The 23,983-nt window shown below is 68.7% G+C and carries 28 protein-coding genes and 1 pseudogene; 5 read left to right on the top strand and 24 right to left on the bottom strand.

Translation table 11 applies throughout. The features are described from left to right. The first annotated feature begins 193 nt into the window (after positions 1–193). Complete coding sequence (bldD, locus tag FB475_RS00245) at positions 194–709, top strand: transcriptional regulator BldD (RefSeq protein ID WP_141851350.1); 516 nt, start codon at positions 194–196, stop codon at positions 707–709. Positions 710–908: 199 nt separating this feature from the next. Here the strand turns inward: bldD and nusB are convergent, their stop codons facing one another. Together nusB and efp are read right to left on the bottom strand one after the other, a co-directional pair. Next, complete coding sequence (gene nusB / locus FB475_RS00250; protein ID WP_141851352.1) at positions 909–1,319, bottom strand: transcription antitermination factor NusB; 411 nt, start codon at positions 1,317–1,319, stop codon at positions 909–911. Between the two features lie 24 nt (positions 1,320–1,343). Further along, positions 1,344–1,907 carry an elongation factor P gene (efp, locus tag FB475_RS00255; protein WP_141851354.1) on the bottom strand — a complete coding sequence of 188 codons (564 nt, stop codon included), beginning with the start codon at positions 1,905–1,907 and terminating at the stop codon, positions 1,344–1,346. A 134-nt stretch (positions 1,908–2,041) separates the two neighbouring features. Between efp and FB475_RS00260 the strand changes: the two genes are divergently transcribed. Then, positions 2,042–2,917 (top strand): hypothetical protein, encoded by an 876-nt coding sequence (locus FB475_RS00260; protein WP_141851356.1) that lies wholly within the window; start codon positions 2,042–2,044, stop codon positions 2,915–2,917. 22 nt (positions 2,918–2,939) lie between these two features. On the opposite strand, the gene FB475_RS00265 is transcribed toward FB475_RS00260, so the two are convergent. Further along, the gene (locus FB475_RS00265) at positions 2,940–3,437 is read right to left on the bottom strand and encodes a MarR family winged helix-turn-helix transcriptional regulator (protein WP_141851358.1); all 498 of its coding nucleotides are present in this window, start codon (positions 3,435–3,437) and stop codon (positions 2,940–2,942) included. A gap of 92 nt (positions 3,438–3,529) precedes the next feature. Here FB475_RS00265 and FB475_RS00270 point away from each other — a divergent pair, with 92 nt between their 5' ends. Further along, positions 3,530–4,462 carry an EamA family transporter gene (locus FB475_RS00270; protein ID WP_238331885.1) on the top strand — a complete coding sequence of 311 codons (933 nt, stop codon included), beginning with the start codon at positions 3,530–3,532 and terminating at the stop codon, positions 4,460–4,462. On the opposite strand, the gene FB475_RS00275 is transcribed toward FB475_RS00270, so the two are convergent. The 3 genes from FB475_RS00275 to FB475_RS00285 form a co-directional block, all read right to left on the bottom strand. Further along, positions 4,352–4,960 carry a response regulator transcription factor gene (locus FB475_RS00275; RefSeq protein ID WP_141851362.1) on the bottom strand — a complete coding sequence of 203 codons (609 nt, stop codon included), beginning with the start codon at positions 4,958–4,960 and terminating at the stop codon, positions 4,352–4,354. The genes FB475_RS00270 and FB475_RS00275 overlap by 111 nt on opposite strands. A 68-nt stretch (positions 4,961–5,028) precedes the next feature. Next, positions 5,029–5,463, bottom strand: coding sequence for a type II 3-dehydroquinate dehydratase (aroQ, locus tag FB475_RS00280; RefSeq protein WP_141857718.1), 435 nt, complete (start codon positions 5,461–5,463; stop codon positions 5,029–5,031). A gap of 5 nt (positions 5,464–5,468) precedes the next feature. Beyond that, complete coding sequence (locus FB475_RS00285; RefSeq protein ID WP_141851365.1) at positions 5,469–6,050, bottom strand: TetR/AcrR family transcriptional regulator; 582 nt, start codon at positions 6,048–6,050, stop codon at positions 5,469–5,471. A 55-nt stretch (positions 6,051–6,105) separates the two neighbouring features. Here FB475_RS00285 and FB475_RS00290 point away from each other — a divergent pair, with 55 nt between their 5' ends. Beyond that, positions 6,106–8,073 carry a HelD family protein gene (locus FB475_RS00290; protein WP_141851367.1) on the top strand — a complete coding sequence of 656 codons (1,968 nt, stop codon included), beginning with the start codon at positions 6,106–6,108 and terminating at the stop codon, positions 8,071–8,073. Between the two features lie 21 nt (positions 8,074–8,094). On the opposite strand, the gene FB475_RS00295 is transcribed toward FB475_RS00290, so the two are convergent. From FB475_RS00295 to FB475_RS00330, 8 genes are all read right to left on the bottom strand, one after another. Next, a complete protein-coding gene (locus tag FB475_RS00295) occupies positions 8,095–8,544 on the bottom strand; it encodes a type II toxin-antitoxin system VapC family toxin (protein WP_141851369.1) in 450 nt (149 codons plus the stop codon). After that, entirely contained in the window at positions 8,534–8,803 is a 270-nt protein-coding gene (locus FB475_RS00300; protein WP_185758973.1) for a type II toxin-antitoxin system Phd/YefM family antitoxin, read from the bottom strand. The genes FB475_RS00295 and FB475_RS00300 overlap by 11 nt, the downstream gene beginning before the upstream one ends. Before the next feature lie 70 nt (positions 8,804–8,873). Then, positions 8,874–9,989: a 3-dehydroquinate synthase gene (gene aroB, locus FB475_RS00305; protein WP_141851371.1), complete on the bottom strand. Its 1,116-nt coding sequence runs from the start codon at positions 9,987–9,989 to the stop codon at positions 8,874–8,876. Further along, complete coding sequence (locus FB475_RS00310; RefSeq protein ID WP_141851373.1) at positions 9,986–10,486, bottom strand: shikimate kinase; 501 nt, start codon at positions 10,484–10,486, stop codon at positions 9,986–9,988. The genes aroB and FB475_RS00310 overlap by 4 nt, the downstream gene beginning before the upstream one ends. Next, entirely contained in the window at positions 10,483–11,682 is a 1,200-nt protein-coding gene (gene aroC, locus FB475_RS00315) for a chorismate synthase (protein ID WP_141851375.1), read from the bottom strand. The genes FB475_RS00310 and aroC overlap by 4 nt, the downstream gene beginning before the upstream one ends. 44 nt (positions 11,683–11,726) lie before the next feature. Then, positions 11,727–12,134 carry a type II toxin-antitoxin system VapC family toxin gene (locus FB475_RS00320; RefSeq protein ID WP_141851377.1) on the bottom strand — a complete coding sequence of 136 codons (408 nt, stop codon included), beginning with the start codon at positions 12,132–12,134 and terminating at the stop codon, positions 11,727–11,729. Continuing rightward, positions 12,131–12,400: a type II toxin-antitoxin system Phd/YefM family antitoxin gene (locus FB475_RS00325; protein WP_202878216.1), complete on the bottom strand. Its 270-nt coding sequence runs from the start codon at positions 12,398–12,400 to the stop codon at positions 12,131–12,133. The genes FB475_RS00320 and FB475_RS00325 overlap by 4 nt, the downstream gene beginning before the upstream one ends. Positions 12,401–12,436: 36 nt before the next feature. Next, positions 12,437–12,658, bottom strand: coding sequence for a hypothetical protein (locus FB475_RS00330; protein ID WP_141851379.1), 222 nt, complete (start codon positions 12,656–12,658; stop codon positions 12,437–12,439). A gap of 104 nt (positions 12,659–12,762) precedes the next feature. Between FB475_RS00330 and FB475_RS00335 the strand changes: the two genes are divergently transcribed. Beyond that, the gene (locus FB475_RS00335) at positions 12,763–13,878 is read left to right on the top strand and encodes an ADP-ribosylglycohydrolase family protein (RefSeq protein WP_141851381.1); all 1,116 of its coding nucleotides are present in this window, start codon (positions 12,763–12,765) and stop codon (positions 13,876–13,878) included. Here FB475_RS00335 and FB475_RS00340 read toward each other — a convergent pair. The 10 genes and pseudogenes from FB475_RS00340 to FB475_RS37355 all read right to left on the bottom strand — a co-directional run. After that, positions 13,863–15,443: an FAD-binding protein gene (locus tag FB475_RS00340; RefSeq protein WP_141851383.1), complete on the bottom strand. Its 1,581-nt coding sequence runs from the start codon at positions 15,441–15,443 to the stop codon at positions 13,863–13,865. The genes FB475_RS00335 and FB475_RS00340 overlap by 16 nt on opposite strands. Positions 15,444–15,530: 87 nt before the next feature. After that, a complete protein-coding gene (locus FB475_RS00345) occupies positions 15,531–16,226 on the bottom strand; it encodes a prepilin peptidase (protein ID WP_238331886.1) in 696 nt (231 codons plus the stop codon). Positions 16,227–16,345: 119 nt separating this feature from the next. Beyond that, positions 16,346–17,905, bottom strand: a complete 1,560-nt coding sequence (locus FB475_RS00350) for an FAD-binding oxidoreductase (protein ID WP_141851385.1) — start codon at positions 17,903–17,905, stop codon at positions 16,346–16,348. After that, positions 17,892–18,716: a shikimate dehydrogenase gene (locus FB475_RS00355; RefSeq protein WP_141851387.1), complete on the bottom strand. Its 825-nt coding sequence runs from the start codon at positions 18,714–18,716 to the stop codon at positions 17,892–17,894. Before FB475_RS00355 ends, FB475_RS00350 begins: the two co-directional genes overlap by 14 nt. Position 18,717: 1 nt before the next feature. Further along, positions 18,718–19,920 carry an endolytic transglycosylase MltG gene (gene mltG, locus FB475_RS00360; protein WP_141851389.1) on the bottom strand — a complete coding sequence of 401 codons (1,203 nt, stop codon included), beginning with the start codon at positions 19,918–19,920 and terminating at the stop codon, positions 18,718–18,720. Beyond that, positions 19,917–20,375 (bottom strand): Holliday junction resolvase RuvX, encoded by a 459-nt coding sequence (gene ruvX / locus FB475_RS00365; RefSeq protein ID WP_141851391.1) that lies wholly within the window; start codon positions 20,373–20,375, stop codon positions 19,917–19,919. Before ruvX ends, mltG begins: the two co-directional genes overlap by 4 nt. Before the next feature lie 13 nt (positions 20,376–20,388). After that, positions 20,389–23,058, bottom strand: a complete 2,670-nt coding sequence (alaS, locus tag FB475_RS00370) for an alanine--tRNA ligase (protein ID WP_141851393.1) — start codon at positions 23,056–23,058, stop codon at positions 20,389–20,391. A gap of 5 nt (positions 23,059–23,063) precedes the next feature. Further along, entirely contained in the window at positions 23,064–23,315 is a 252-nt protein-coding gene (locus tag FB475_RS00375) for a DUF6167 family protein (protein ID WP_141851395.1), read from the bottom strand. Continuing rightward, positions 23,312–23,722, bottom strand: coding sequence for a DUF948 domain-containing protein (locus FB475_RS00380; protein ID WP_141851397.1), 411 nt, complete (start codon positions 23,720–23,722; stop codon positions 23,312–23,314). The genes FB475_RS00375 and FB475_RS00380 overlap by 4 nt, the downstream gene beginning before the upstream one ends. A gap of 173 nt (positions 23,723–23,895) precedes the next feature. After that, a pseudogene (locus FB475_RS37355) lies at positions 23,896–23,967 on the bottom strand (excalibur calcium-binding domain-containing protein); the annotation flags it as partial. Positions 23,968–23,983: the final 16 nt, after the last annotated feature.

Consider the following 23,983-nt stretch of genomic DNA (forward strand, 5'->3'; position numbering starts at 1 on the left):
CTCGGGACAGGTCTTTAAAGGACGTTCGGACCGCTTGACATGGTATCGGATGTGACACGCCGTCTTGACGCTGGCCTCGCCCCCAGAATATTGTTACTCTGTGTAATCGAGGGGGGCTGAGTAAAACTATTTGGCCAGAACCGAGCTGTTCCGGCAGCCCGGAATGACGAACTAGTCGGAGGGAAGAACCAGCGTGCCTAGCGAATACGCGAAGACACTGGGTGGCAAGTTACGTGCCATCCGCCAGCAGCAAGGCCTGTCGCTGCATGGCGTGGAAGAGAAGTCCAAGGGTCGCTGGAAGGCGGTCGTCGTCGGCTCGTACGAGCGTGGCGATCGAGCCGTCACGGTCCAGAAGCTCGCGGAACTCGCCGATTTCTACGGCGTACCGATCCGTGAACTGCTTCCTGGAAACGCCAGCGCGGCGGCTGCGGCTGCTGCTCCGCCCCGGTTGATCCTCGACCTGGAGGCCCTGCAACACCTCGACGCGAGCGAGGCCGGTCCGCTGACGCGGTACGCGGCCACGATCCAGGCTCAGCGTGGGGACTACAACGGAAAGGTGCTGTCGATCCGTCAGGACGACATGCGGACGCTCGCGGTGATCTACGACGAGTCGCCGACGACGCTGACCGAGCGCTTCATCTCCTGGGGTGTCCTGAACCCCGAGGCGAAGGGTGACGTCGAAGAGTCGTCCGAGGCCGCCGGCGCCTGACGTCAGCTTCCGGGCTGACACCAGGTGAAGGCAACTGACGGTCGGGGCTTGTAGCAGCTGGCCCGCGGCCGCCCGCCTTCCCAACTCGTACCACCGCACAAAGGTGGCCCGGGACCGTACCGAGACGGTCACCGGGCCAGGTAGCAGAACCGATAGCAAGAAGTAGAACGAAGAGAGGGTCTCGCCCCCTCCGGAGATCTCAGAGGCCGAGCGTCGGCTTCAACTGCAGCAGCCGGGCCAGCAGCCCGTTCACGAACGCCGGGGACTCGTCGGTCGACAGGTCCCGCGCCAGCGCCACTGCCTCGCTCACCGCGACCACGTCCGGGACCTGGTCGTCGTACAGGAGCTCGTAGGCACCGATGCGCAGGATGTTCCGGTCCACGGCCGGCATCCGGTCCAGTGTCCAGCCCACCGAGTGGGTCTCCAGCAGCTCGTCGATCTGCTCGATGTGTTTCGCGACCCCTTCGACCAGCGCCACGGTGAACTCGTTCACCGGCGGGTCGTTGTCGGCCACCCGGTCGGCCAGGGTGCCGCCGACCGGCAGCCCCCTGACCTCGGACTCGAACAGCACGTCGAGGGCGCGCTTGCGGGCCTTGCTCCGGGCAGACATGTTTTCTTGTGCCGGCTTTCTGGGTCAGGAGTTGACGCGGCCGAGGTAGTCCCCGGTCCGGGTGTCCACCTTGACCTTCTCGCCGGTGGTCAGGAACAGCGGGACCTGGATGGTGTAGCCGGTCTCCAGCTTGGCCGGCTTGGTGCCGCCGGTGGAGCGGTCGCCCTGCAGACCGGGCTCGGTGTACTCCACGAGCAGCTCGACCGAGGCCGGGAGCTCGACGTACAGCGGGAGGTCGTCGTGGACCGCGACGACGGCGTCCTGGTTCTCCAGCAGGAAGTGCGCGGCGTCACCGACCACGTCGGGCTGGATCTGCAGCTGCTCGTACGTCGACTTGTCCATGAACACGTACGCCGAACCGTCGTTGTACAGGTAGGTCATGTCGCGCTTGTCGACGGTGGCCACCTCGACCTTGACGTCGGCGTTGAAGGTCTTGTCGACCACCTTGCCGGAAAGCACGTTCTTCAGCTTGGTGCGGACGACGGCGCCGCCCTTGCCCGGCTTGTGATGCTGGAACCAGACGACGGACCACAGCTGCCCGTCCAGGTCGAGCACCATGCCGTTCTTGAGGTCGTTCGTCGTTGCCACGCGGGTAAGCCCTTCGAAATCGATCAGCGGTAACACGAGATTGTAGCGGTCGGCACCGCTTTCCTCCGATTCGGCGGACCTTGGTTGGCCGTAGGCTGACTCTGATCGCCCACCGAGTGCCAGGAGGCCGTGCGATGACGGGGTTCGTGATCTTCGTCGTGGTGATGATCGTGCTCGGGCTGATCAACAAGGCGAAGCAGCAGTCCGGCGGGGGCAGTGCGAAGCAGAACGCGCGCGTGCAGGCGCTGGTGCAGAAGATCCAGGCGCAACAGGGCGGCAACCAGCCGATCCAGTTCCAGGGGCAGTACACCCAGGCCGCGCGCCCCGGCGGTCCTCCCCCGGCGCCGGCTCAGACCTTTCCGGGCCGGTCCTCGTTGCCGGTGCAGGCCGGTGCGCCGCAGGGCAGCCAGCAGGCCGCGGCCGTACTGCAGCAGCTCCTCCAGCAGGGCCGTCAGGCACCTCGTCCGGGCGAGTGGGCTCCCCCGGGGCAGACCGTCGGATACCAGGCCCCCGGGCAGTTCCAGCCGGCCCAGCAGTTCCAGGCGGTTCAGCAGTTCCAGCCGGCTCAGCAGTTCCCGGTGCAGTACAACCCCGGCCCGTACCAGCCTCCTGCGCATCGTCCGCCGCAGAACAACCTGCCGGCGCCGCGACAGGACCTGGACACCCGCGTACGGGACCTGATGAAGGCCGGCAACGAGGTCGGCGCCGTCCGGTTGCTCAGCGAGGAACGTCAACTCGGCATCCTCGAAGCACAGCAGTACGCGCGTTCACTGGTGACACCGCAGCGGACCGCCGTACCCGATCAGCCCAATGAGCCCGACGAGGACGACGGTCGGTACGTCGGCTCGGCCGCGTTCGCGGAGTCGATCTTCAACCTGGACGACCGCGAGGAGAACGTCTGGGCCAGCGGTTGGGTGGACACACCCGAGCCCGACGACCGGTCCGACATCGACGAGCTCTGGCAGACCGTCAGCAACCCGCCGCGGCCGACTCCTCCGGCAGCACGCTGAGGTAGCCGCCCCCGGTCGATCGTCAGTCCCGCTCGTCCCCCAGCGACTCCAGCAAGGCCCGCAACAGCCCGGCCAGCTGCTCGCGCTCACCTTTGGACAGACCGGCCAGCAATTGCGCCTCGGTGTCGACGTGAGTCGGCAGCACTTTGTCGATCAGCTCGAGTCCTGCATCCGTCAGCGTCACCAGTACGCCGCGGCGATCCGTCTCGCTCGGCGCTCGCGTCACCAGGCCGCGCGCCTCGAGCCGGTCCAGCCGCTGGCTGATCGCGCCCGAGGTGACCATCGACGAGTGCATCAGCCCGGCCGGCGTCAGGCTGTGCTCCGGGTTGCTGCGCCGCAGCGTGGCCAGTACGTCGAACGACGCACGGTCGAGATCGTGCTTGGCGAAGTTCCGTCGCAGCTCGGCGTCGAAGAGTGCCCCCAGCCGGCTCATCCGGCCGATGATCCCCATCGGCGATGGATCCAGGTCCGGCCGCCGCTCGCGCCACTGCTCGAGCACCAGGTCGACGTGATCTGCCATCCGCCCAGCCTAGCGCCAGTTCGCTTAGCGATGAGAGACTTGAAACTATCTTAGCGGTGAGATACTTTGTCTTAGTGCTAAGGAATCGACTGTTGGTCCTCACGGCGATCGCGCCGATGTTCTGGGGTACGACGTACCTCGTCACCACCGAGCTGCTCCCACCCCACCGTCCACTGCTGGCCGCGCTCCTGCGCGCCTTGCCGGCCGGCCTGCTTCTCGTGGCGATCACTCGGGTACTGCCACACGGGAGCTGGTGGTGGCGTGCATTGGTTCTCGGCACCCTCAACATCGGGGCGTTCAACGCCCTGCTGTTCGTCGGCGCCTATCGACTCCCAGGCGGCGTGGCCGCGACGGTCGGCGCCATCCAGCCGCTCCTGGTCGCTCTCCTGTCTGCGGCATTGCTACGACAGCGCCTGTCGCTCCGGACCGTTCTTATGGCGCTGGCAGGCATCTTCGGCGTCGGTCTGCTCGTACTGCGAGCCACTGCACGGCTGGACACGTGGGGCGTGCTGGCCGCTCTCGGCGGTGCAATCGTGATGGCGTTCGGCGTCGTACTGAGCAAGCGGTGGACGTCACCCGCTCCCCTGCTGGCGACGACTGGCTGGCAGCTGGTCGCGGGCGGGCTGGTGCTACTGCCGATCACGTTCCTGGTCGAGGGCTCGCTGCCCGACTTCACAGTGCGGAATGTTGCGGGGTACGCGTACCTGGCGGTGTTCGGTTCTGCGGTTGCTTATGCGCTGTGGTTCCGGGGGCTTCGGGAGCTCGCTCCTACCGAGGTGGCGTTCATGGGACTGCTCAGCCCGGTCGTGGCGACCACACTGGGCTGGCTGGTCCTTGGGCAGCGGCTGGCTCCGCTGCAGATCCTCGGTGGTGTCATCGTGCTGGCAGCGCTCCTCGGCGCCCAGCTGCGCCGCTCAGATCAGCCCTTGCCGGAGGGCGTAGGCGACGGCGTGGGAGCGGTTGCGGAGCTGGAGACGACTGGTGACGTCGTGGAGGACGTTCTTGACCGTCCGCTCCGAGTATGAGAGCTCCCGGGCGATCTCCTGCGTGTCCTTGCCATCAGCAACCAACCTGAGCACCTGGGTCTCGCGATCGGACAGCACGGAGCCGGACAGCCCGGAGCCGGGCAGCCGGTGCACGGTCGACGGCTGACCGAGCAACCGGCCCATCAGCTCGGTCGGCAGGTTGCCGTCGCCGGCCGCGGCCACCAGCACCAGATGCACGATCCGGTCCCCGGTCGCCTCGGTACGGCGTAGTACGCCGGCGACGCCCAGCTGGACTGCGGTCATCAGCGCGTCGTCGTCGATCGAGCTGCCGATCAGCACGATCCGGCGGCACCCGCGCTGCGTCGCCGCCCGCAGGACCTGAACGGCGGCACCGTCGAGCGCGTCGACGGCGACCAGGGCCACCGCGGCAGCCTCCGGATCGTCGATCAGCCGGACCTCCGGACGATGCCCCAGCGTGTACACCAGCCCGAACTGCGAGAGCGGGTCGAGCGCCTTCACCCAGACCGGAATCGTCATCCTGTGCCCCCAAGTCGAGCGTGCCGAATGCTGCCCACACTCACCTGATGCCCGAAGGGGCAGTTTGGTTATTCCAGCGTGGTGAGGGCGCGCAGGGCCAGCCGGTACGAGTCCAGGCCGAAGCCGGCGATGGTGCCGGTGGCGACGCCGGCGACCACGCTGGTGTGCCGGAAGTCCTCGCGGGTGGCCGGGTTGGTCAGGTGGATCTCGATCAGCGGCGCGGTCCGCTGCGCGATCGCGTCGCGCAACGAGTACGAGTAGTGGGTGAAGGCGGCCGGGTTCAGCACGACCGGCGTCCGGGTGTCGGCGGCCTCGTGCAACCAGCCGACCAGCTCCGCCTCGTCGTCGGTCTGCCGCACCTCGACCTCGAGGCCGAGCTCGGCCCCGGTCTTCTCACACACGCCGACCAGCTCGGCGAACGTCGTCGTACCGTACTTCTCCGGCTCCCGTGACCCCAGCCGCCCGAGGTTCGGCCCGTTCAGCACCAGCACGCGATGACTCACATCCATCACCCTAGTCTGCCGAACGCCCGCTCGGCCTCGGCGACCGCGGTCGGGTAGCGGTTGTCCGCGGACTGGCCCCGCGCGATCGCCTGCCAGTTGCGGTAGGCCAGGATGCGCTGGGTCGAGAGCAGCTGGGCGGCCAGCAACGCCGCCTCCAGATCGCCGCCGAGCGCCTCGGCAAGGGCGCGCTCGTCGTCATCCATGAACTCGCGCAGCCGGGTCGCGAGCGCCGGCGTACTGAACACGAGGTTGTAGTAGGCAACGACCTGGGACACGTCGTTCAGCCCGGTGGTCGGCTCCCGGTCGGCGAGCCCGGCCAGGAAGTGCGCGCGGAGCGCCTCGACCGGCGACGCCGGCGACTGCTCGACCACCCGGGCGGCCTCCCGGCGGTGGTCCTCGATCCGGTGCATGACCAGGTCTTCCTTGCTCGGGAAGTACTTGAACAGGGTCGGCTTGGACACGTCGACCGCCGCCGCGATATCGGTCACCGGAACCGCGTCGAAGCCGTGCTCGAGGAACAGCTCGATCGCCGCCTTGGACAAGGCGTCGTGCGTCTGCTGCTTCTTCCGCTCGCGGAGACCACTCACGCCGTCATGTTAACCTAGGCAAAAGATTAACTCGGTTAATGTTTGGGGAAGTGTGATGCCTGATCTCGACGAGGAGCGGGCGTACGCCGATCGCTGCCGGGACGCGTTGCGCCGGATGGTCGCGGGTGCGCGGGAGAACGTCGCCGTCGGCGAGCACACCTGGGGCGACCGGTACACGGCCGAGCGGCTGGGCTTCTACCTGAAGACGCTGGCCCGGGACATCGGCGAGGAGGGCGACAACCCGCCGTTCTTCGGCGCCATCGCCTATGGAGCGGCGGCCGGCGAACACTCGCGGCAGCGCTACTACCTCGGCCGGCGGCACATCTCGGATGCGATCGGCCGCCCGCCGCTGGTGATCGACTGGCGCGCTCCGGTGTCGGCCGCCTTCTACCAGGCCTCCGCGGTTGAGCCCCGCGGGATCGACACCCGCCGCCGCTTCGGCTGGTCGGCGAACAGGCTGACGAGCTTCGAGGACGAGCACCTACTGTCCGGCGCGCCGGCGGGCGACAGCGAGCTGGTCCGGCGGGAGATCGAGCGCGCCCGGGTCGGCCCGATGCGCGACATCGTGGCGACGATCCAACCCGAGCAGGACACGCTCGTGCGGACCGGCCTCGACGTCTCAGTCTGCATCCAAGGCGCCCCGGGAACGGGCAAGACCGCGGTCGGCCTGCACCGCGCGGCCTACCTGTTGTACGCGTACCGCTCCCGGCTGCAGCGCAACGGCGTACTCGTCCTCGGCCCGAACCGGGCCTTCCTGCACTACATCTCCGCCGTGCTGCCGACGCTCGGCGAGGTCGACGTGGAGCAGACGACGATCGAGCAACTGCTGGATCGCGAGGTCCGCGCGGTCGACGAGCCTGCCGCGGCCGCGGTGAAGCACGACGCCCGGATGGCCGACGTACTGCACGACGCCGTGTACCGGCGGATCGGCCGCCCGGATCGGGCGGTGGTGGTCGCCGACGAGTCGTACAAGTGGCGGGTGAACCAGCACGAGTTCGCCGAGATGGTCGATGAGATCCGGACCGAGGCCACGACGTACCTGACCGGGCGCGAGCGCCTCGTCGCGCGGATCGTCGCCGCCCTGCAACGCCAAGCCGAGGCCCGCGGGCAGAACTGCAACGGCGTATGGCTGCGCCGGATGGCCCGCGCCGTCACGCCGTACGTCGAGGAGGTCTGGCCGCTGCTCAAGGCCGACGAGGTGCTCGCGTCCTTGCTGAGCGATCCCCGGGAGGCCACCGGCCTCACTTGCGAGGAGCAGCAGGCGATCGCGTGGCCGCGACCACGGAAGGCGAAGACCGCGCGCTGGACGGCCGCCGACGCGGTCCTGCTGGACGAGGTCGGCGCGGTGTTGGAGCGCGTTCCGACGTACGGCCATGTGATCGTCGACGAGGCGCAGGACCTCTCCCCCATGCAGTGCCGGGCGATCGCGCGGCGCAGCGACCACAACTCGATCACCGTGCTGGGCGACCTGGCCCAAGGTACGACGCCGTGGGCCGCCACCGACTGGCGCTCGCAACTGACCTATCTTGGCAAGCCGACCGCGGAGATCGTTGCCCTGAGCACCGGTTATCGAGTGCCGGCCACCGTGGTCGAGCTGGCCAACCGGCTGCTGACGGCGCTCCAGGTCGAAGTCCCGCCGACCAGATCCTTCCGGTCCGACGGTGAACTCACCATCACCCACGTCGACGACCTCGCCGCCGGCTGTGTCGCCGCAGTACGCCGAGCCCTGGCCGGCGAAGGCTCGATCGGCGTGATCGCCGCCGACCACCGACTACCGGCACTCACCGACGCGCTGAAGGCTACCGGCATCGAGTTCTCCGCGGCAGACGGCGACGCTCGCGTCACCGCCGTACCGGCAACCCTCGCCAAGGGCCTGGAGTACGACCACGTGATCGCGATCGAGCCCGCCGAGATCATCACCGCCGAACCCCGCGGCCCGAACCGCCTCTACGTCGTCCTGACCCGAGCCGTCTCCCGCCTCGACGTCCTGCATCATCGCGCCCTACCACCCGAGCTCCACTGACTGCAGTTTGGGCCTCGGGCCTCAGCGGGTCTTTGGTCGGGTGACTGGAACGACAGTGAGCAGCCCTTCAAGACCTTTGAAATCGTCGGGGTTTGTGGTGAAGAGCGGGATGTCCTCCGCGATGGCGATCGAGGCGATCATCAGGTCTGCGACGCGGCGCCTGGGTTTGCGTCCTGCGCTCACGACAGCGGCGCAGACGCGACCGTACGCGCGAGCAGCCTCTGCGTCGAACGGGATCGGGTCGAACTCGCTCTCGGCGCGTTGCAGGACGTCCATCCGACGTGCACGCTCTGCGTGTTCGTCGTAGTCGTCCTGTTCGTGGTTGCTGCGGACCTCATGCGGGCCTGCCGACAGCTCCGCGAGCGTGATGGCACTGATGGCGATCTCTGCCGGAAGCTCCGCGGGATCGATCCACTTGCGCAAGATCATGATGTTCGTGTCCAGCAGGCCCTGCTGATGCTCAGTGCGCATACGGGTCATCCGACTGCTGGTCGGACGTGGCGTCCTGGTCGGCACGGAAGGCGTCGACGGACATTTCAGGGGCGGTCCGGGACATGGCCGCGAACTCGGCGCGCGGGACGAAGCGTCGGCGGCGTCGCAACGGAATCAGTTCGCCGATGCGGTGGCCGTCCCGGGTGACGGTGAAGGACTGTCCGCTCTGGACGGCGTCCATGATCTCCTTCGATTTGGTCCGCAGATCGCGCTGGGTTATCTCCGGCTGTCCGGTCATGGCACCCACCATAACCTGACGTGCCACAGCGTGCTACCGAAGAGCACGTGCCTCTTGTCGAACAGGCTGCCTAGCTGATTTCGCTGTAGGCGGCGATGAGGAGGCTGGGGTCGGGGGCTTCCAGGATGGTGGGTTTGGCGAGGGCGTCGAGGATGACGAAGCGGAGGCGGTCGGCGCGGGTCTTCTTGTCGAGCTTCATCGCGTCCTGGAGGTGCGGCCAGGCGTCGGCGCGGTAGCTGACCGGGAGGCCCAGGGACTCCAGCACAGCGCGGTGGCGGTCGGCGGTCGCGTCGTCGAGGCGGCCGGCCGCGCGGGCCAGTTCCGCGACGAAGACCATGCCGATGCTGATCGCGGCACCGTGGCGCCACTTGTACCGCTCGACGCGTTCGATCGCGTGGCCGAGGGTGTGGCCGTAGTTCAGCGCCTCGCGGCCGATCCGGCCGCCCACGGTCGTGGTCCGTTCGCGCAGGTCGGCGCCGACGGTGTCGGCCTTCACCTGGATCGAGCGGGCGATCAGTTCCTCGGTCGCGGCGTACGACGGGCTGGTGGCCGCGACCGGGTCCTTCTCGACCAGGTCGAGGATCACCGGGTCGGCGATGAAGCCGCACTTCACGACCTCGGCGAGGCCGCTGACGTAGTCGTTCTTCGGCAGCGATTCGAGCGCGGCCAGGTCGCACAGCACACCGGCCGGCTCCCAGAACGCGCCGACCAGGTTCTTACCCTCAGCGGTGTTGATTCCGGTCTTCCCGCCGACGGCCGCGTCGACCATGCCGAGCAGGGTGGTCGGGATGTGGACCACCTTCACGCCGCGCAACCAGGTCGCGGCGACGAATCCGGCCAGGTCGGTGGTGGTCCCGCCGCCGACGCTGACGATCGCGTCCGAGCGCGTGAACCCGGCCTGCCCGAGCACCGACCAGCAGTACGCCAGGACCTCGGCGGTCTTCGCGTCCTCGGCATCCGGAATCTCGATCGCGTGCGCGGTGAACCCGGACGCAGTCAGATCGTCCCGGATCGCGTCGCCGGTCTCCCGCAACGCCCGAGGATGAACCACCGCCACCCGCTGAACACCGTCGCCCAACAGTGCCGGCAACTCCCCCAGCAAGTTGTTGCCGATGACAACGTCGTACGGTGCGGCGGCAGCCACCCGGATCCTGGTCGAGTCCGCGGAGGCGCTGTCCTCGCTCATCCGAGGTGCTCCTGGATTTCGTCGGCGATCTCGTCGGGAGTTTTGTTGTCCGTCAGGATCGTCAGCTTGGCTACCTCGGTGTAGAGGGGGCGGCGGGCTTCCATCAGGTTGCGGAGCTGGGTGCGGACGTTGCCGAGGAGCAGCGGGCGGGCGACGCTGAGGCCCACTCGCTTGGTCGCCTCGGCCAGGCTGACGTCGAGGAAGACGACCGTGTGGCCGGCCAGGTCGGCGCGGGTCTCAGGGTCGAGGATCGCGCCGCCGCCGAGGGACAGCACCTCCCCGGAGTCCTGCAGCGCCGCGGTGATCGCGGCGCGCTCGAGCTTGCGGAAGTGCGGCTCACCCTCGTCGACGAAGATGTCCGAGATCGGCTTGCCCGCGGCGGCCTCGATGTCCACGTCGGTGTCGCGGTGCCGGACGCCGAGGCGCTGCGACAGCACCGCGGCGATCGTCGACTTCCCGGATCCGGGCGGGCCGACCAGGACGACGATCGGGCTCACTCCCACTCCCGCGGCGTGATCGTCTTCGGCAGGTTCGCCAGGTACGACTGGTGGTTGCGCGCGGTCTCCGCGACCGAGTCGCCGCCGAACTTCTCCAGCGACACCTCCGCCAGCACCAGCGCGACCATCGCCTCGGCGACGATGCCGGCCGCCGGTACGGCGCAGACGTCCGAGCGCTGGTGGTGCGCCGCCGCGGCCTCGCCGGTGGCGGTGTCGATCGTGCGCAGCGCCCGCGGAACCGTCGCGATCGGCTTCATCGCGGCCCGCACCCGGAGCGTCTCGCCGGTGCTCATGCCGCCCTCGGTACCACCCGAGCGCCCGCTGGTACGGCGTACCTCGCCGGCTTCGGCGACGATCTCGTCGTGCGCCTTCGAACCCGGGGTGCGGGCGAGCTCGAACCCGTCGCCGAGCTCGACGCCCTTGATCGCCTGGATGCCCATCAACGCACCGGCCAGCTTGGAGTCCAGCCGGCGGTCCCAGTGCACGTAGCTGCCGAGGCCCGGCGGGAGCCCGTCGACGACGACCTCGACCACGCCGCCGAGCGTGTCGCCGGCCTTCTGCGCGGCGTCGATCTCGGCGACCATCTGCTTGCTCGCGTCCGGGTCGAGGCAGCGCACCGGGTCCTCGTCCAAGCGAGCGACATCGGAGTAGGCCGGGATCACGCCGTACGGCGCCTTCACCGTGCCGAGCTCGACGACGTGGCTGACGATCGTCACGCCGTACGCCTGTCGGAGGAAGCGGGCCGCCACCTCGCCGAGTGCGACCCGGGCCGCGGTCTCCCGGGCGCTGGCGCGCTCGAGCACCGGACGGGCCTCGTCGAAGCCGTACTTCTGCATGCCGGCCAGGTCGGCGTGACCGGGCCGCGGGCGGGTCAGCGGCGCGTTGCGGGCCAGGCCCGCGAGGGTCTCCGGATCGACCGGATCCGCACTCATCACCTGCTCCCACTTCGGCCACTCGGTGTTGCCGACCTGGATCGCGACCGGGCTGCCGAGGGTAAGTCCGTGCCGGAAGCCGCCGAGGAACGTCACCTCGTCCCGCTCGAACTTCATCCGGGCGCCGCGGCCGTAGCCGAGCCGCCGACGGGCCAGGGCGTCGGCCACGTCATCAGTGGTGACCTCGACCCCGGCAGGGAGACCTTCGAGTACGGCGACGAGCGCTTGTCCGTGCGACTCGCCGGCGGTAAGCCAGCGCAGCATGCCCCGATTCTTTCACGCGGTGTGCCGGTGCCTGGACACCGGTCTCAGCCAAAGGGATTGAGCAGCCGAGCCCCGGTCCGCTCGACGTCGGCAGTGTTGCGGGTGACAAGCGTCCAGTCGTGAACCAGCGCGGTGGCCGCCAGCAACCCGTCGACCACCGGCAGCGAAGACCGCGCGCTCAACCGGCCCCAGGTTTCGGCGATCTCCTGGGTCACGGGGACGATTCGGTCAGAGAACCCATGAACGAGACCCCGACACCAGTCATCGAGCGCGGCGGCCTGCTGCGGATCCCGGCCCGTCAATCGCTCGATCCCTCTCGTCAGCTCACCGATAACCAGAGCACTCACGTACAACTGACTCGACCGAACCGAATTCAACCACCTGACAACACCTGCGTCGGGCGCCTTCTTCCGGAACTCCGACACGACATTCGTGTCGAGCAGGTAGCTCATTCGAAATCAACCGGCCGCTCCGGATCGATCGGGCGCTCGATCTCCAGATCGCTCATGTCGGGCGCCGACATCAGAAAACTCTTGAAGTCCTCCACGCGTTCCACTCCCACCATCCGCCGGTAGTCGACGATGTCCAGCACGACCGCGACTTGCTGCCCGTGCTTGGTGACGAACTGCGGTCCGTTGGTGTGCACTGCGCGGATCAGTTCGCTGAAACGCTGCTTGGCTTCTTGCAGTTGCCACTGGTCAGGAGCGGTCGTCGTCATGAGAACAGTCTAGACAGACCGGACAGAATCTGCAATTCAGCCGCAGGCCTGGTTTTCGGCGGTCGGACCGGTGCGGACGGCGAGGACGGCGTTGAAGGTCTTCGCGATCGGGGAGTCCTTGCAGCCGGTGCTGGCGGTGGCAGCCTGACCACCGGCGATCGCGGCGCCGGTGAGGGCGGTCGTGGCGAGTGCCGCCACGGCCAAGCGCCCGGCGGTACGACGGAATGCGGTGGTCATCGTCTGCTCCTTCTCAGCCATCGGTTGCTTGTACCAACGACAGTAGAAGGAACGGACGCCGCACGAACTGGCCCCAGATCCCGTCTTGAAGGTAGCGCTGGCACCACCATCGATAGGGTCCTGGCATGACGCGGTTGGGTGAGGAGATGTGGCGGGCGCGGGTGCGGGGGTGTCTGCTGGGTGGGGCGATCGGGGACGCGCTGGGTGGGCCGGTGGAGTTCGAGGACGGGCGGTCGATCGTCGCGAAGTACCCGGACGGAGTGCGCGAGTTCCTGCCCGGCGGACCGGGCTGGCCGGCCGGGACGATCACCGACGACACGCAGATGACGTTGTTCACCGTCGAGGGGCTGATCCGCGCGAGCGTGCGGACCGATCGCGGGCTCGGTTTCACTGTGGCCGTGGTCCAGCACGCGTACGACCGGTGGCTGGACACGCAGACGCTGACCGGGCCGAGCGGTGAGCGGGATGGCTGGTTGCAGGGCGAGCAGTGGCTGTACGTACGGCGCGCACCGGGCAACACCTGCCTGACCGCACTGGAACAGGCGCGGCAGGGCGGGTCGAAGATCCCGCAGTTCGGCGCGCAGGCGGTGAACGCTTCGAAGGGCTGCGGCGGTGTCATGCGGGTCGCGCCGTTCGGGCTGTTGCCGCGGCAGTTCCCGGCCGAGTGGGTGTTCGACTCGGCCGCCGACGCCGCCGGCTACACGCACGGCCACCCGACCGGCAAGCTCGCCTCCGGCACCCTCGCCGCGATCATCCGCGAGCTCTGCAACGGCGCATCCCTCGAGGAGGCGATCACGCAGGCGACCAATCTGCTGACCCAGCACGAGGGCCACGAGGAGACCAGTACGGCGCTCAACTTCGCGCGGCACCTGGCCGCGACGGCACCCGCCGGACCGGTCACCGTCGAACGCCTCGGTGGCGGCTGGGTCGCCGAGGAAGCGCTCGCGATCGCCGTGTACGCAGCCCTCGCGTACCCGGCGCCGGAGCAGTTCCTCGACGCCATCGCGCTCGCGGTCACCCACTCGGGCGACAGCGACTCCACCGGCGCGATCTGCGGGAACATCCTCGGCGCCCTGCACGGCGAGACGGCTCTCCCCGCAGAGCTCGTCTTCGCCGTCGAGGGCCGAGCGGCGATCCTGCAGCTCGCCGACGACTTCGCCCTGGAGTTCACCCAAGGCAGGCGCTTGCACGGCGACTACGGCCCGCACACCGCATGGACGGCGCGCTATCCAGGCTGGTGAATCGAGAGCTTGTGGTGGAAGACGTTGCGCGGGTCCCACTTCGCCTTGATCTGCTGCAGTCGTGGGTAGTTGCCGAGGTAGTACAGGTCGTGCCACGGCACACCTGACTTGTTGTACGCCGGATCCGCGAGATCGGTGTCCGGGTAGTTGATGTACGACCCCGCGCTGATCGCGTTCGGCACCGGTACGCCGCCGGTGTCGCGGTAGATGTCGGCATACACCTTCCGCGCCCAGGCGAGGTGCTTGGCATCGTCGGTCGCCGACTCCCATGACGCGGCGAGCACCATCTTCGCCATCACGTCCCGCTGCGCGGCGGCGGTGGCGTTCGAGGGGACGGTGTTCACCTTGCCGCCGTACGGGACGAGCAGGATCGACGAGTCCGGACCGTCATAGGCCGGGTCGGTCAGCCCGCGGTACATCGCCAGGATCTGCGCGTCGGTGTAGCCCTTCTTCAGGTACCCGGCCTTGTACTTCGCCCGGCTCGGCGTCGCGGTCTCGCCGATCGAGCGCGCCATCGTCAGGTGCAGGAACGGACCGACGCCGATGTCGACGGTCTGCGGCTTGACCTGGACGCCATCCGTGATCGCCGCGTTGAATGCGTTCATCAGCTGCTCGGAGTCCGGCACAGCGGCGTCGATCTGGGTGGAGAGCAGGAACTGCCCCGCCTTCTGCTGAGTGATCACGAACGGCGCGTAGAGCGTCGCGTACGGCGAATCCGGCGTGTTGTGCTGCTCGAAGAATGTGAACCAGTTCCGCACCGTCCGGACGAAGTCGCCCTGGGTGGTCTTCGACCAGTCGTACACCAGCAGCGTGGAGCGCAGCGCGGCCGGTGCCTTGGGCAACGATTCCTCCGGCGTCCGGCCGGTCGCACCGCTGCTGCGGAGCAGGTACCGGATGACGACGCCGAAGTTGCCGCCGCCACCACCGGTGTGCGCCCACCACAGGTCGCGGTACTCGTTGTCCCGGGTCGCCACCACCGTCCGGGCCCGGCCGCGCGCGTCGACGACCACGATCTCCACGCCGTACAGGTGGTCGACGACCGAGCCGTACTTGCGCGAGAGCGGGCCGTACCCGCCGCCGGCGAAGTGGCCGCCGACGCCGACGCCGAGGCAACCGCCGCCCGGCACGGTCACACCCCAGCCGAAGAACAGCTCCTTGTACAGGTTCTCGAGGATCGCGCCGGAGCCGACCGAGAAGGCCCGGTACCGCGGATCCCAGGTGATGTCGTTGTTCGTCGACATGTCCAGCACGACCTCGATGTCGCTGCTGTCCACGAAGTCCTCGAAGCAGTGCCCACCGCCGCGGACCGCGATCCGCTTGCCGCCGCGGACGGCTTCCTGGACGGCCGCGACGGCGTCCTGCGGCGAGCGGATGACCCGGATGTAGTCGGGTCTGCCGACGAAGCGCCGGTTCTGCCCGCGGGTGACGAGGTCCTGGTAGCGAGGGTCGCCCGGGCCCATCTTGGGCGCCTCGGCACTGGTCACGGCGGACGCCGTACCGGGAATGGCGAGTGCTGCACCGGCGACGGCCGTTCCGGCCAACACGCCACGACGGCTGACTGGCATGGATTCCCTCCCGAGAGTTGAGTACCTCGACCCTAGGAACAGCGGCGATGCTCGCACATCAACCATCTGGTGGAGTGCAGGACTCCACTATCCGGCGTACAACCGCTCCAACGGCGCACCGAGCAGTACGCCGGCCAGCGCCCCGACGAGCATGAACGGCCCGAACGGAACCATCTGCTTGCGGGTCATCACCCGTGTCGCGATCAGCACGATCCCGACCACCGCACCGAGGAAGAACCCGCCGTACAGGCCCGACACGAACTGCCCCCACCCGAGCCATCCGAGCGGCAGGCCGAGCAAACCCGACAGCCGTACGTCGCCGAACCCGACGCCGCGCGGGAACGCGAACCACAGCACATAGAACACAGCGAACCCGATCGCTCCCGCAATCGCCGCCCGCCGCAGTGATCCCCACTCCCCCGTGGCGATCGCTGCGATCAGCAGGGCAATGCCGACCAGACCGTACGTCGGCCAGATGATGATCGACGGCAAGAACCGTGTGCGCGCGTCGATGTAGCCAAGAACCGCACCGGCCACCGCCAGCACGAGCCACGCGGGCAGTACGGCGTCCATGCCGAGCAGCCGGCCCAACAGCCCACCGGCGATCGCTGCCAGACCACCACACCAGGCCGCCGCTCTCGCGCCGGCCAGTGACACGTAAAGCGTCTTGGTCTCCCCCTCGTCCAGCACCGGCTCGGGGATGCGCCGCAGCAGCCAGGGGCCGAGGACGTACGCGGCTGGACCGCAGACGACCACGCCGATCCCGGCTGCAAGCACTGACACGATCGTGCAGCCTAGCGTCTCCGAGCGGACCGCCTGACCAGCACACGCGTGCCGATCAGCGCGCCGGCCCCGACCAGCAGCAGGCCGGCGAGCAGTACCAGCAGGTCGAGCCGCCAGAACTACATCAGGGTGTAAGCGGTGTGGAAGAAGTTGGTCGGGTCGTACTTCTTCTTCGTGGCCTGCAGTTTCGCCGAGCTGGCGCCGTAGTACGCGCTGACCGGCCGGCCCGCCTCGAGGTAGTTCACGTACGCGCCCGCCGAGAAGGACCGGACCGCGCGGTGGCCGTTCGCGATGAAGGTCTTCGCCGCGCTGTTCTGGGCCGACGAGTACCACTGGATGGTGCCCAGGGCGCTTCGCCACGGCCAGGACGATCCGCCGGCCGGTTGCTTCGCGGCCTGTCCGCCGAGCGGGTCGAGGATCGCGGAGGCCGGCGTACCGGCTCGGGCCGCTGCCTTCACCGCACCGAGCAGCCCCGTGATCGTGGCCGCGTCCATCGGGCCCTTGAGTACGTCGGAACCGGCGAGGAAGCCCTGCCGCGGACTCGTCGTGCCGCCGCCCAGGTACTTCACCGCGTCCAGGTGTGACTTCACCGAGATCGTCCGCGCCGACGCCTTCGCGCCGACGAACGACTCCAGCTGCGCCGCGGCCGCGTTCGCGTTGCCGGTGGTGGAGACACCGAGCACGTGGACGGACAGCGTTCCGTTGCTCTTGGCATCGATGTGCAGATTGCCCCACGCCGTGGTCGGCGCGGTCTGCGCGAACTTCTGCCAGCCGCGGACCACCGCCGCCGCCTGCGACTCCGGCCAGGTCAGCCGGAAGAATCCGAGCTTGGTCGCGGGGATCGTGGCGAACCGGAACGACGTGACCACGCCGAGGTTGCCGCCACCACTGCCCCGCAGCGCCCAGAACAGATCGGGTTCGGACGAGGCGCTGACGTTGTGCGCCTTCCCGTCGGCGGTGATCACGCCCATCGACACCACGCGGTCGCAGGTCAGCCCGTACGTCCGGGTGTGGACGCCCATCCCACCGCCGAGCGTCAACCCGGCGACACCGACGGTCGGGCAGGTCCCGGTCGGCAGCGAACGCCCGTACCGATCGAGGAACGCGTGGACGTCGTACAGCCGGGCGCCGGCGCCGACCGTGAGGATGCCGTTCGCGTAGCTCATGCCCTTCAGGCCGCCGACGTCCAGCTGCATGCCGTTGGCGATCGTGGACGCGCCGACGTACGAGTGGCCGCCGCTCTTCGGGACGAGGACGAGCTTGTTGGCCCGAGCGAAGTTGATCGCGCTCTGAACGTCGGCGGGCACAGCGGCTTTCACGACAGCAGTCGGGCGGACGCTGTCCCAGCGCGGGTTGAACAGCTGATGCGCGGCGGCGTACCCGGAAGAGGCCTGCAGGTAGAGGCGGCCCTTGAGCGAGCGGGCGAACGCATTCCAGTTGGGCGCGGCCGAAGTGAGGGTCGGCGCAGAGTCGGAAGGCGTACTGCTGCTGGGCGTCGTGCTCGGCGTCGTTGAGCTCGGCGGAGGTGCCGTGCTCGACGGCGCGGTTGTGGGTGTGGGTGTGGGTGTGGGTGTCTGCGACGGTGCCGTTCCGGCGGCATCCTTCTTCGCGTTGCCGCAGCCGGCCAGGGTGGCGGCGGCACCGGCGATCAGGACCGTACGACGGTCAAGCAGGCTCACGATCCCCCAGCTCCTCACGGGCAGCGGTCCTCATGGCCGCCAGAGGAGCCGGCGACCTACCGGTCATCATCTCCACCTGGAGGGTCGCCTGGTGCACGAGCAGGTCAAGTCCGTTCAACAGCTCTGTACCGATCCGGTGCGCCGCGAGCGCCAGCCGGGTCGGCCAGGGGTGGTACGCGACGTCGAACACCACCGGCGCAACGCCGGCGAAGTGCTCCGCCCACGGGTCGACCGCGCCACCGGGCAGCGTCGACACGCACAGGTCGAAGCCGCCGATCTGCTCCACCTGGGAGAAGTCCGCGACGGACGTCCGGAGTCCCAACTCCGCGGCCAGGTCCCGCAACCGCTCGGCCTTCGACACGTCCCGGACGACGACGGTCACCTCACTGACCTTCATCCCGCGCAACGCCGCGAGGGTCGACGCCGCCGTCGCCCCACCGCCCAGGACAACCGCGGTCTCGGCAGCCGTGATGCCTTGCTCGGCGAATGCGTTCACCAGCCCCGGTACGTCGGTGTTGTACGCGGCGCGGGATCCGTCCGGCTCGAAGATCATCGTGTTCGCCGCACCGATCAGCTCCGCGACCGGATCGACGGTGTCGACCAGATCGAGCGCGACCCGCTTCAAGGGCATCGTCAACGACAGCCCACGGACGTCGTCGCCGAGCCCGGCCACGAACCCGCGCAGCTCGTCCTCGCCGACCTCGTACGCCTCGTACGTCCAGTCCAGCCCGAGCGCGGCGTACGCGGCCCGGTGCATGGCCGGCGACAACGAGTGCGCGATCGGTGAACCCAGCACGGCACAACGGGTCACATCAGCACCTGTTCTTGTGCGCCTGGCACCACAGCTGCAGCTTCTTCACGTTCGCCTGGTGTTCCGCGAACGTGGTCGCGAACGCCGTCTCACCGGTGTCCAGGTTGACCAGCGTGAAGTACTTCCACGGACCCGGCGCCGGGTTGATCGCGGCGCTCAGCTCCTCGCGCGTCGGCGAGTTGATCGGCGTCGGCGGCAGGCCCTTGTGGTTGTACGTGTTGTACGGCGAGGGGTTCTTGCGCTGCTCGGGCGTCGTGTAGACGCCGCCGTCCTTGCCGACCACGTAGTGCACGGTCGAGTCCATGCCCAGGTACATACCGGCGCTCAGCCGGTTGTAGATCACCCGGGCGACCTTCGCGTAGTCCTGCTGACGGTTGGTCTCGGCGCCGATGATGCTGGCCACGATCACCGCCTGGTACGGGTCCAGGCCCTTGCGCTTCGCGCTGTTCACCAGGTCCAGCGAGGCGGCCGCCTTCGCGTAGTTGGCGGTCATCAGCTTGATCATCGTGTACGCGTTCGCGTTCTTCGGCACGTCGTACGTCCCGGGGAACAGGAAGCCCTCCGGGTTGTTGTGCGCGTACGACGGCAGGCCGAGCAGGGACGGGTTGGCGAGTGCCTTGGCGGCCGCGCCCGGCGGCAGCTTCATCTTGGAGCCTTGCAGGATCAGCGCGACCTCGGCCTTGGTCTTGCCGGCCGGGAAGCTGATCCGGGTCACCAGCACCGACAGCTGCGTGTCCAGCATCAGGTCCAGCGCGGCCTTCGCCGACATGTGCTTGCGGAGCGTGTACGTCGCGGCCTGGATCTGCAGCGACCGCGGGTCGTCGCGGGCCACCCGCTCGAAGGCGCGGGCGCTCTTCACGACCTCCTTCTTCTCCAGGGTGTCCGCGATCGACGAGACGGCCTGGCCCTTGGAGATCTCCACGACCACCGTGCCGGTGCCCTGTCCCTGGTAGTCCGGCGCGGAGAACACCCCGGCGAGCGCGTCCTTGGCCTTGCCGAAACCGAGCACCGCACCGGCCACGATGGCCCCGACGACGAGCAGCGAGACCAGGCCGGCGAAGCAGCCGAACGCGCGACGGCCACGGGCCCGGCGGCGGTTCGCGCGCCGCTCCACCCGGGTCTCGGCGCGCAGACCCAGGCCGCTACCGAGGTCGTGCTGTTCCTCGCCCTCGTTCAGGTCTTCGTCCACCGATGGTCCGTTCACAGGGGCCTCCCGGGTGGGTTGCCGGTCTCGCGCTCCAGGTCGAGCGCGTGCTGGAGAATAACGACCGCGGCGGCCTGATCGACAACGGCCCGCCGTTTGGAGCCCTTCTTTCCCCGTTCCCGCAACTGCCGTTCGGCGGTGACCGTGGTGAACCGTTCGTCCACCAGCCGGACCGCCGTCCCCGAGTTCTGCTCGCGTACCTTCTCCTGCACCTGCTCCGCCGTCTCCCGGATCTTCACCGCGGACGGCCCCTCTCCCCCGGACAGGGAACGCGGCAGCCCGACCACGATCTCGAACGCCTCCAGTTCGGCGGCGAGTGCCGCGATCCTATCCAGATCACCCGGTCCGCGGCGGACAGTCTCCACCGGAGTCGCCAGGATCCCGCGCGGATCGCTGCTGGCGACACCGATCCGGGCGTCCCCGATATCCAGCGCGATCCGCACGCCTGTCCTCATCAGCGGTGGTCCATCAGCCCGTGACCTGGTGACCGATGGCGTGCTCGACGGCACTCAGCGCGTCGTCGGCACCGGCCGGGTCCGTGCCGCCACCCTGCGCGACATCGTCCTTGCCGCCGCCGCGGCCGCCGAGCTTCTCGGCCGCGATCCGGACCAGGTCACCGGCCTTCAGCCGCCACTCGCGGGCGGTGTCGTTGAGCGCAATCACCACACCGGGCTTGCCGTCGTTCACGCTCAGCACCGCGACCACGACCGGCTTCTCGTTCCCCATCCGGCCGCGCACATCCAGGGCCAGCTTGCGCAGGTCCCCGCCGTTCACGCCGTCCGGTGCGCGGTGGCCGACGAACTGGACCCCGAAGACGTCCCTCGGGTTGCTCGCCAGTTCGGCGCCGGCCTGCAGCACCTGGGCGGCCCGCATCCGTTCGAGCTCCTTCTCCGCCGTACGTAGCCGCTCGGCCAGGTCCGCGACCTTGGCCGGCAGCTCCTCCGGCCGGGTCTTCAGGTTCTCGCTGAGCAGCCGGACCAGCGCGCGCTCCCGGCCGAGGTAGTGCAGCGCCTCCATACCGACGAACGCCTCGATCCGGCGGACCCCGGCGCCGACCGAGGACTCGCCGGTGACGGCCAGTGCGCCGACCTGCGAGGAGTGCTTCACGTGCGTGCCACCACACAGCTCGCGCGACCACGGGCCGCCGATCTCGACCACGCGGACCTGCTCGTCGTACGTCTCACCGAACAGCGCCAGCGCGCCCCACTCGCGGGCCTCGGGCAGCGTCATGTACTGCGCGGACACCGGGAGGTCCTGCCGGACGGCGAGGTTCGCGACCTCCTCGATCTCCGAACGGGTCGCCGGGTCGAGCGCCGACGTCCAGGCGAAGTCGAGCCGCAGGTACCCGGGCTTGTTGTACGAACCGCTCTGCAGCGCGTTCGGGCCGAGCACCTGGCGGAGCGCGGCATGCACCACGTGCGTACCGGAGTGCGCCTGGCAGGCCGAGACCCGCCATTCGTGGTCGACCTGGGCGTGTACGTCGGTCCCGGGACGCAGTACGCCCTCGAGGATCTCGACCCGGTGCACGATCAGGCCCTTCACCGGGCGCTGGACGTCCAGCACCTTCAGCCGCAGCCCGTCGCCCACGATCAGGCCCTCGTCCGCGATCTGGCCACCGGACTCGGCGTAGAACGGGGTCTTCTCGAGCACCACCTCGACGGTCTCGCCCTGCTCGGCGAACTCCGCGACGGCGCCCTCGCGGAGCAGCCCGCGGACCTGCGAGTCGGTCGACAGCTCCTGGTAGCCGGTGAACTCGGTGACACCCTTGTCCCGCAGCTCGCGGTACCCGGAGGTGTCCGCGTGCCCGGCCTTCTTCGCGCGCGCGTCGGCCTTGGCCCGCTCGCGCTGCTCCTTCATCAGACTCTTGAAGCCCTCGGTGTCGACGTTCAGGCCCTGCTCGGCGGCCATCTCGACAGTCAGGTCGATCGGGAAGCCGTACGTGTCGTGTAGCTGGAACGCCTTCGCGCCCTCGAGCTGGTGTGCACCGGACGCCTTGGTCTCGCGGACCGCCACGTCGAAGATCGTCGTACCGGCGGTGAGGGTACGGCGGAACGCCTCCTCCTCGGCGTACGCGACCTGGCTGATCCGGCCGAAGTCGGTCTCCAGTTCGGGGTATGACTTCTTCATCTGCTCGAGGCTCACCGGGAGCAGCTCGACCAGGCTCGGGTCCTCGTAGCCGAGCAGCCGCATCGACCGGATCGCGCGGCGGAGCAGGCGGCGCAGTACGTACCCGCCCTGCTCGTTGCCCGGGGTGACGCCGTCGCCGATCAGCATCAGCGCGCTGCGGACGTGGTCCGCGACCACCCGGAAGCGGATGTCGTCCTCGTGCTCGGAGCCGTACTTGCGGCCGGTCAGCTCGGACGCGCGCTCGATCACCGGGTAGATCTCGTCGATCTCGTACATGTTGTCGACGCCCTGCAGCAGGTACGCGACCCGCTCCAGGCCGAGACCGGTGTCGATGTTCTTCTTCGGCAGCTCGCCGAGGATCGGGTAGCCCTCCTTGCCGCCACCCTCACCGCGGATGTTCTGCATGAAGACCAGGTTCCAGAACTCCAGGTAGCGGTCGCCCGCCTCCCAGTCCCGGTCCGCGCCGAACTCCGGGCCGCGGTCGATCAGGATCTCCGAGCAGGGGCCGCACGGGCCCGGGATGCCCATCGACCAGAAGTTGTCCTTCATCCCGAGCCGGACGATCCGGTCGTCGGGCAGCCCGGCGACCCGCTTCCAGATGTCGATCGCCTCGTCGTCCTCGTAGTACACCGAGGCGTACAGGACCGACTCGTCGAAGCCGTAGCCGCCTTCGTGCTGGGGCTTGGTGACCAGCTCCCAGGCGTACTCGATGGCCTTCTCCTTGAAGTAGTCGCCGAAGGAGAAGTTGCCGTTCATCTGGAAGAACGTGCCGTGCCGGGTGGTCTTGCCGACCTCGTCGATGTCGAGCGTGCGGACACACTTCTGCACGCTGGTCGCCCGCGGGTACGGCGGGGTCTGCTGGCCGACGAAGTACGGCACGAACTGGGCCATGCCGGCGACGTTGAAGAGCAGGTTCGGGTCCGGCGACGGCAGCGGCGCACTCGGCACCACGGTGTGGCCCCGGTCCTCGAAGTACTGCAGGAACCGCCGCCTGATCTCACTGGTTTCCATGGGTGTTACCGGTAGTCCTTACGCTGCGTCGAATCAGTCTGGGATGCGTTCTCGATGCCGAGCGCGTCCCGTAGCTCGGTCTCCCGCTCGGCCATGCCCTCGCGGACCTGGTCGCCGAAGTGCCGGACCGCGGACGCCAGCTTGGCCGCGGACTCCTGCATTCCTGCCGGAGCGAGCACCTGGGCCTTCTTCTTCAGCCGGGTGACGGCGTACACGCCGACGGCGATCCCGATGATCAGCCAGAAGATCCGCTTCACCGCTTCCGCGCCTTCCGCTCGGCCTTCATCTCGTCCTTGACGCGCTTCGCGACGTCCTTGCGCTGCTGCTCGCCGAGCGCTCGGCGGACGCCGTACGTGAACGCGGCCGCCTTCACCAGCGGACCGCCGGCGGTGGCCGAGAACAACGACATCAGCGCGGCCGCGTTCGTGGTCACGGTGGTCGCGTTGTCGGTGATCGTGTCCACCTTCGCCAGCTGGGCATTGGTGGTGGCGACCGTGGTGGTCACCTCGCCGAGCAGCGGGATGCTGGAGTCGGAGACACCCTTGACCATGATCCGGGTCTCGTCGAACACCTTGCCGAGCTTCAGGATCGGATAGGCCAGCAGGCCCACCAGGATGAGCAGCGCGCAGGCGGCTATCAACCCCGCGACTTCACCGACGCTCATGGAAACGATCCACCTTCCGTAGCGACCTCGTGCTTGTGCCCACCATGTGCCCATCTTGTGGACCGCATGACCTTATCGCGCGGCCATACCGCACTCCGCTCCAGGACACCATCCCTCACATCACAGTCCCTCACCAAACCGGATCTCCCGGTTCCGCACTGGTCCGGTGACGCTCAGGAATTACCGCGCTCACAGGCGATTCCGTCGCCGTTGCGGTCGAGCTCGGGGGTGTAGCCGGGGTCGCCGCGGTAGAGCGGGGCC

It is taken from the genome of Kribbella jejuensis (genome assembly GCF_006715085.1).
Classification (GTDB): domain Bacteria; phylum Actinomycetota; class Actinomycetes; order Propionibacteriales; family Kribbellaceae; genus Kribbella; species Kribbella jejuensis.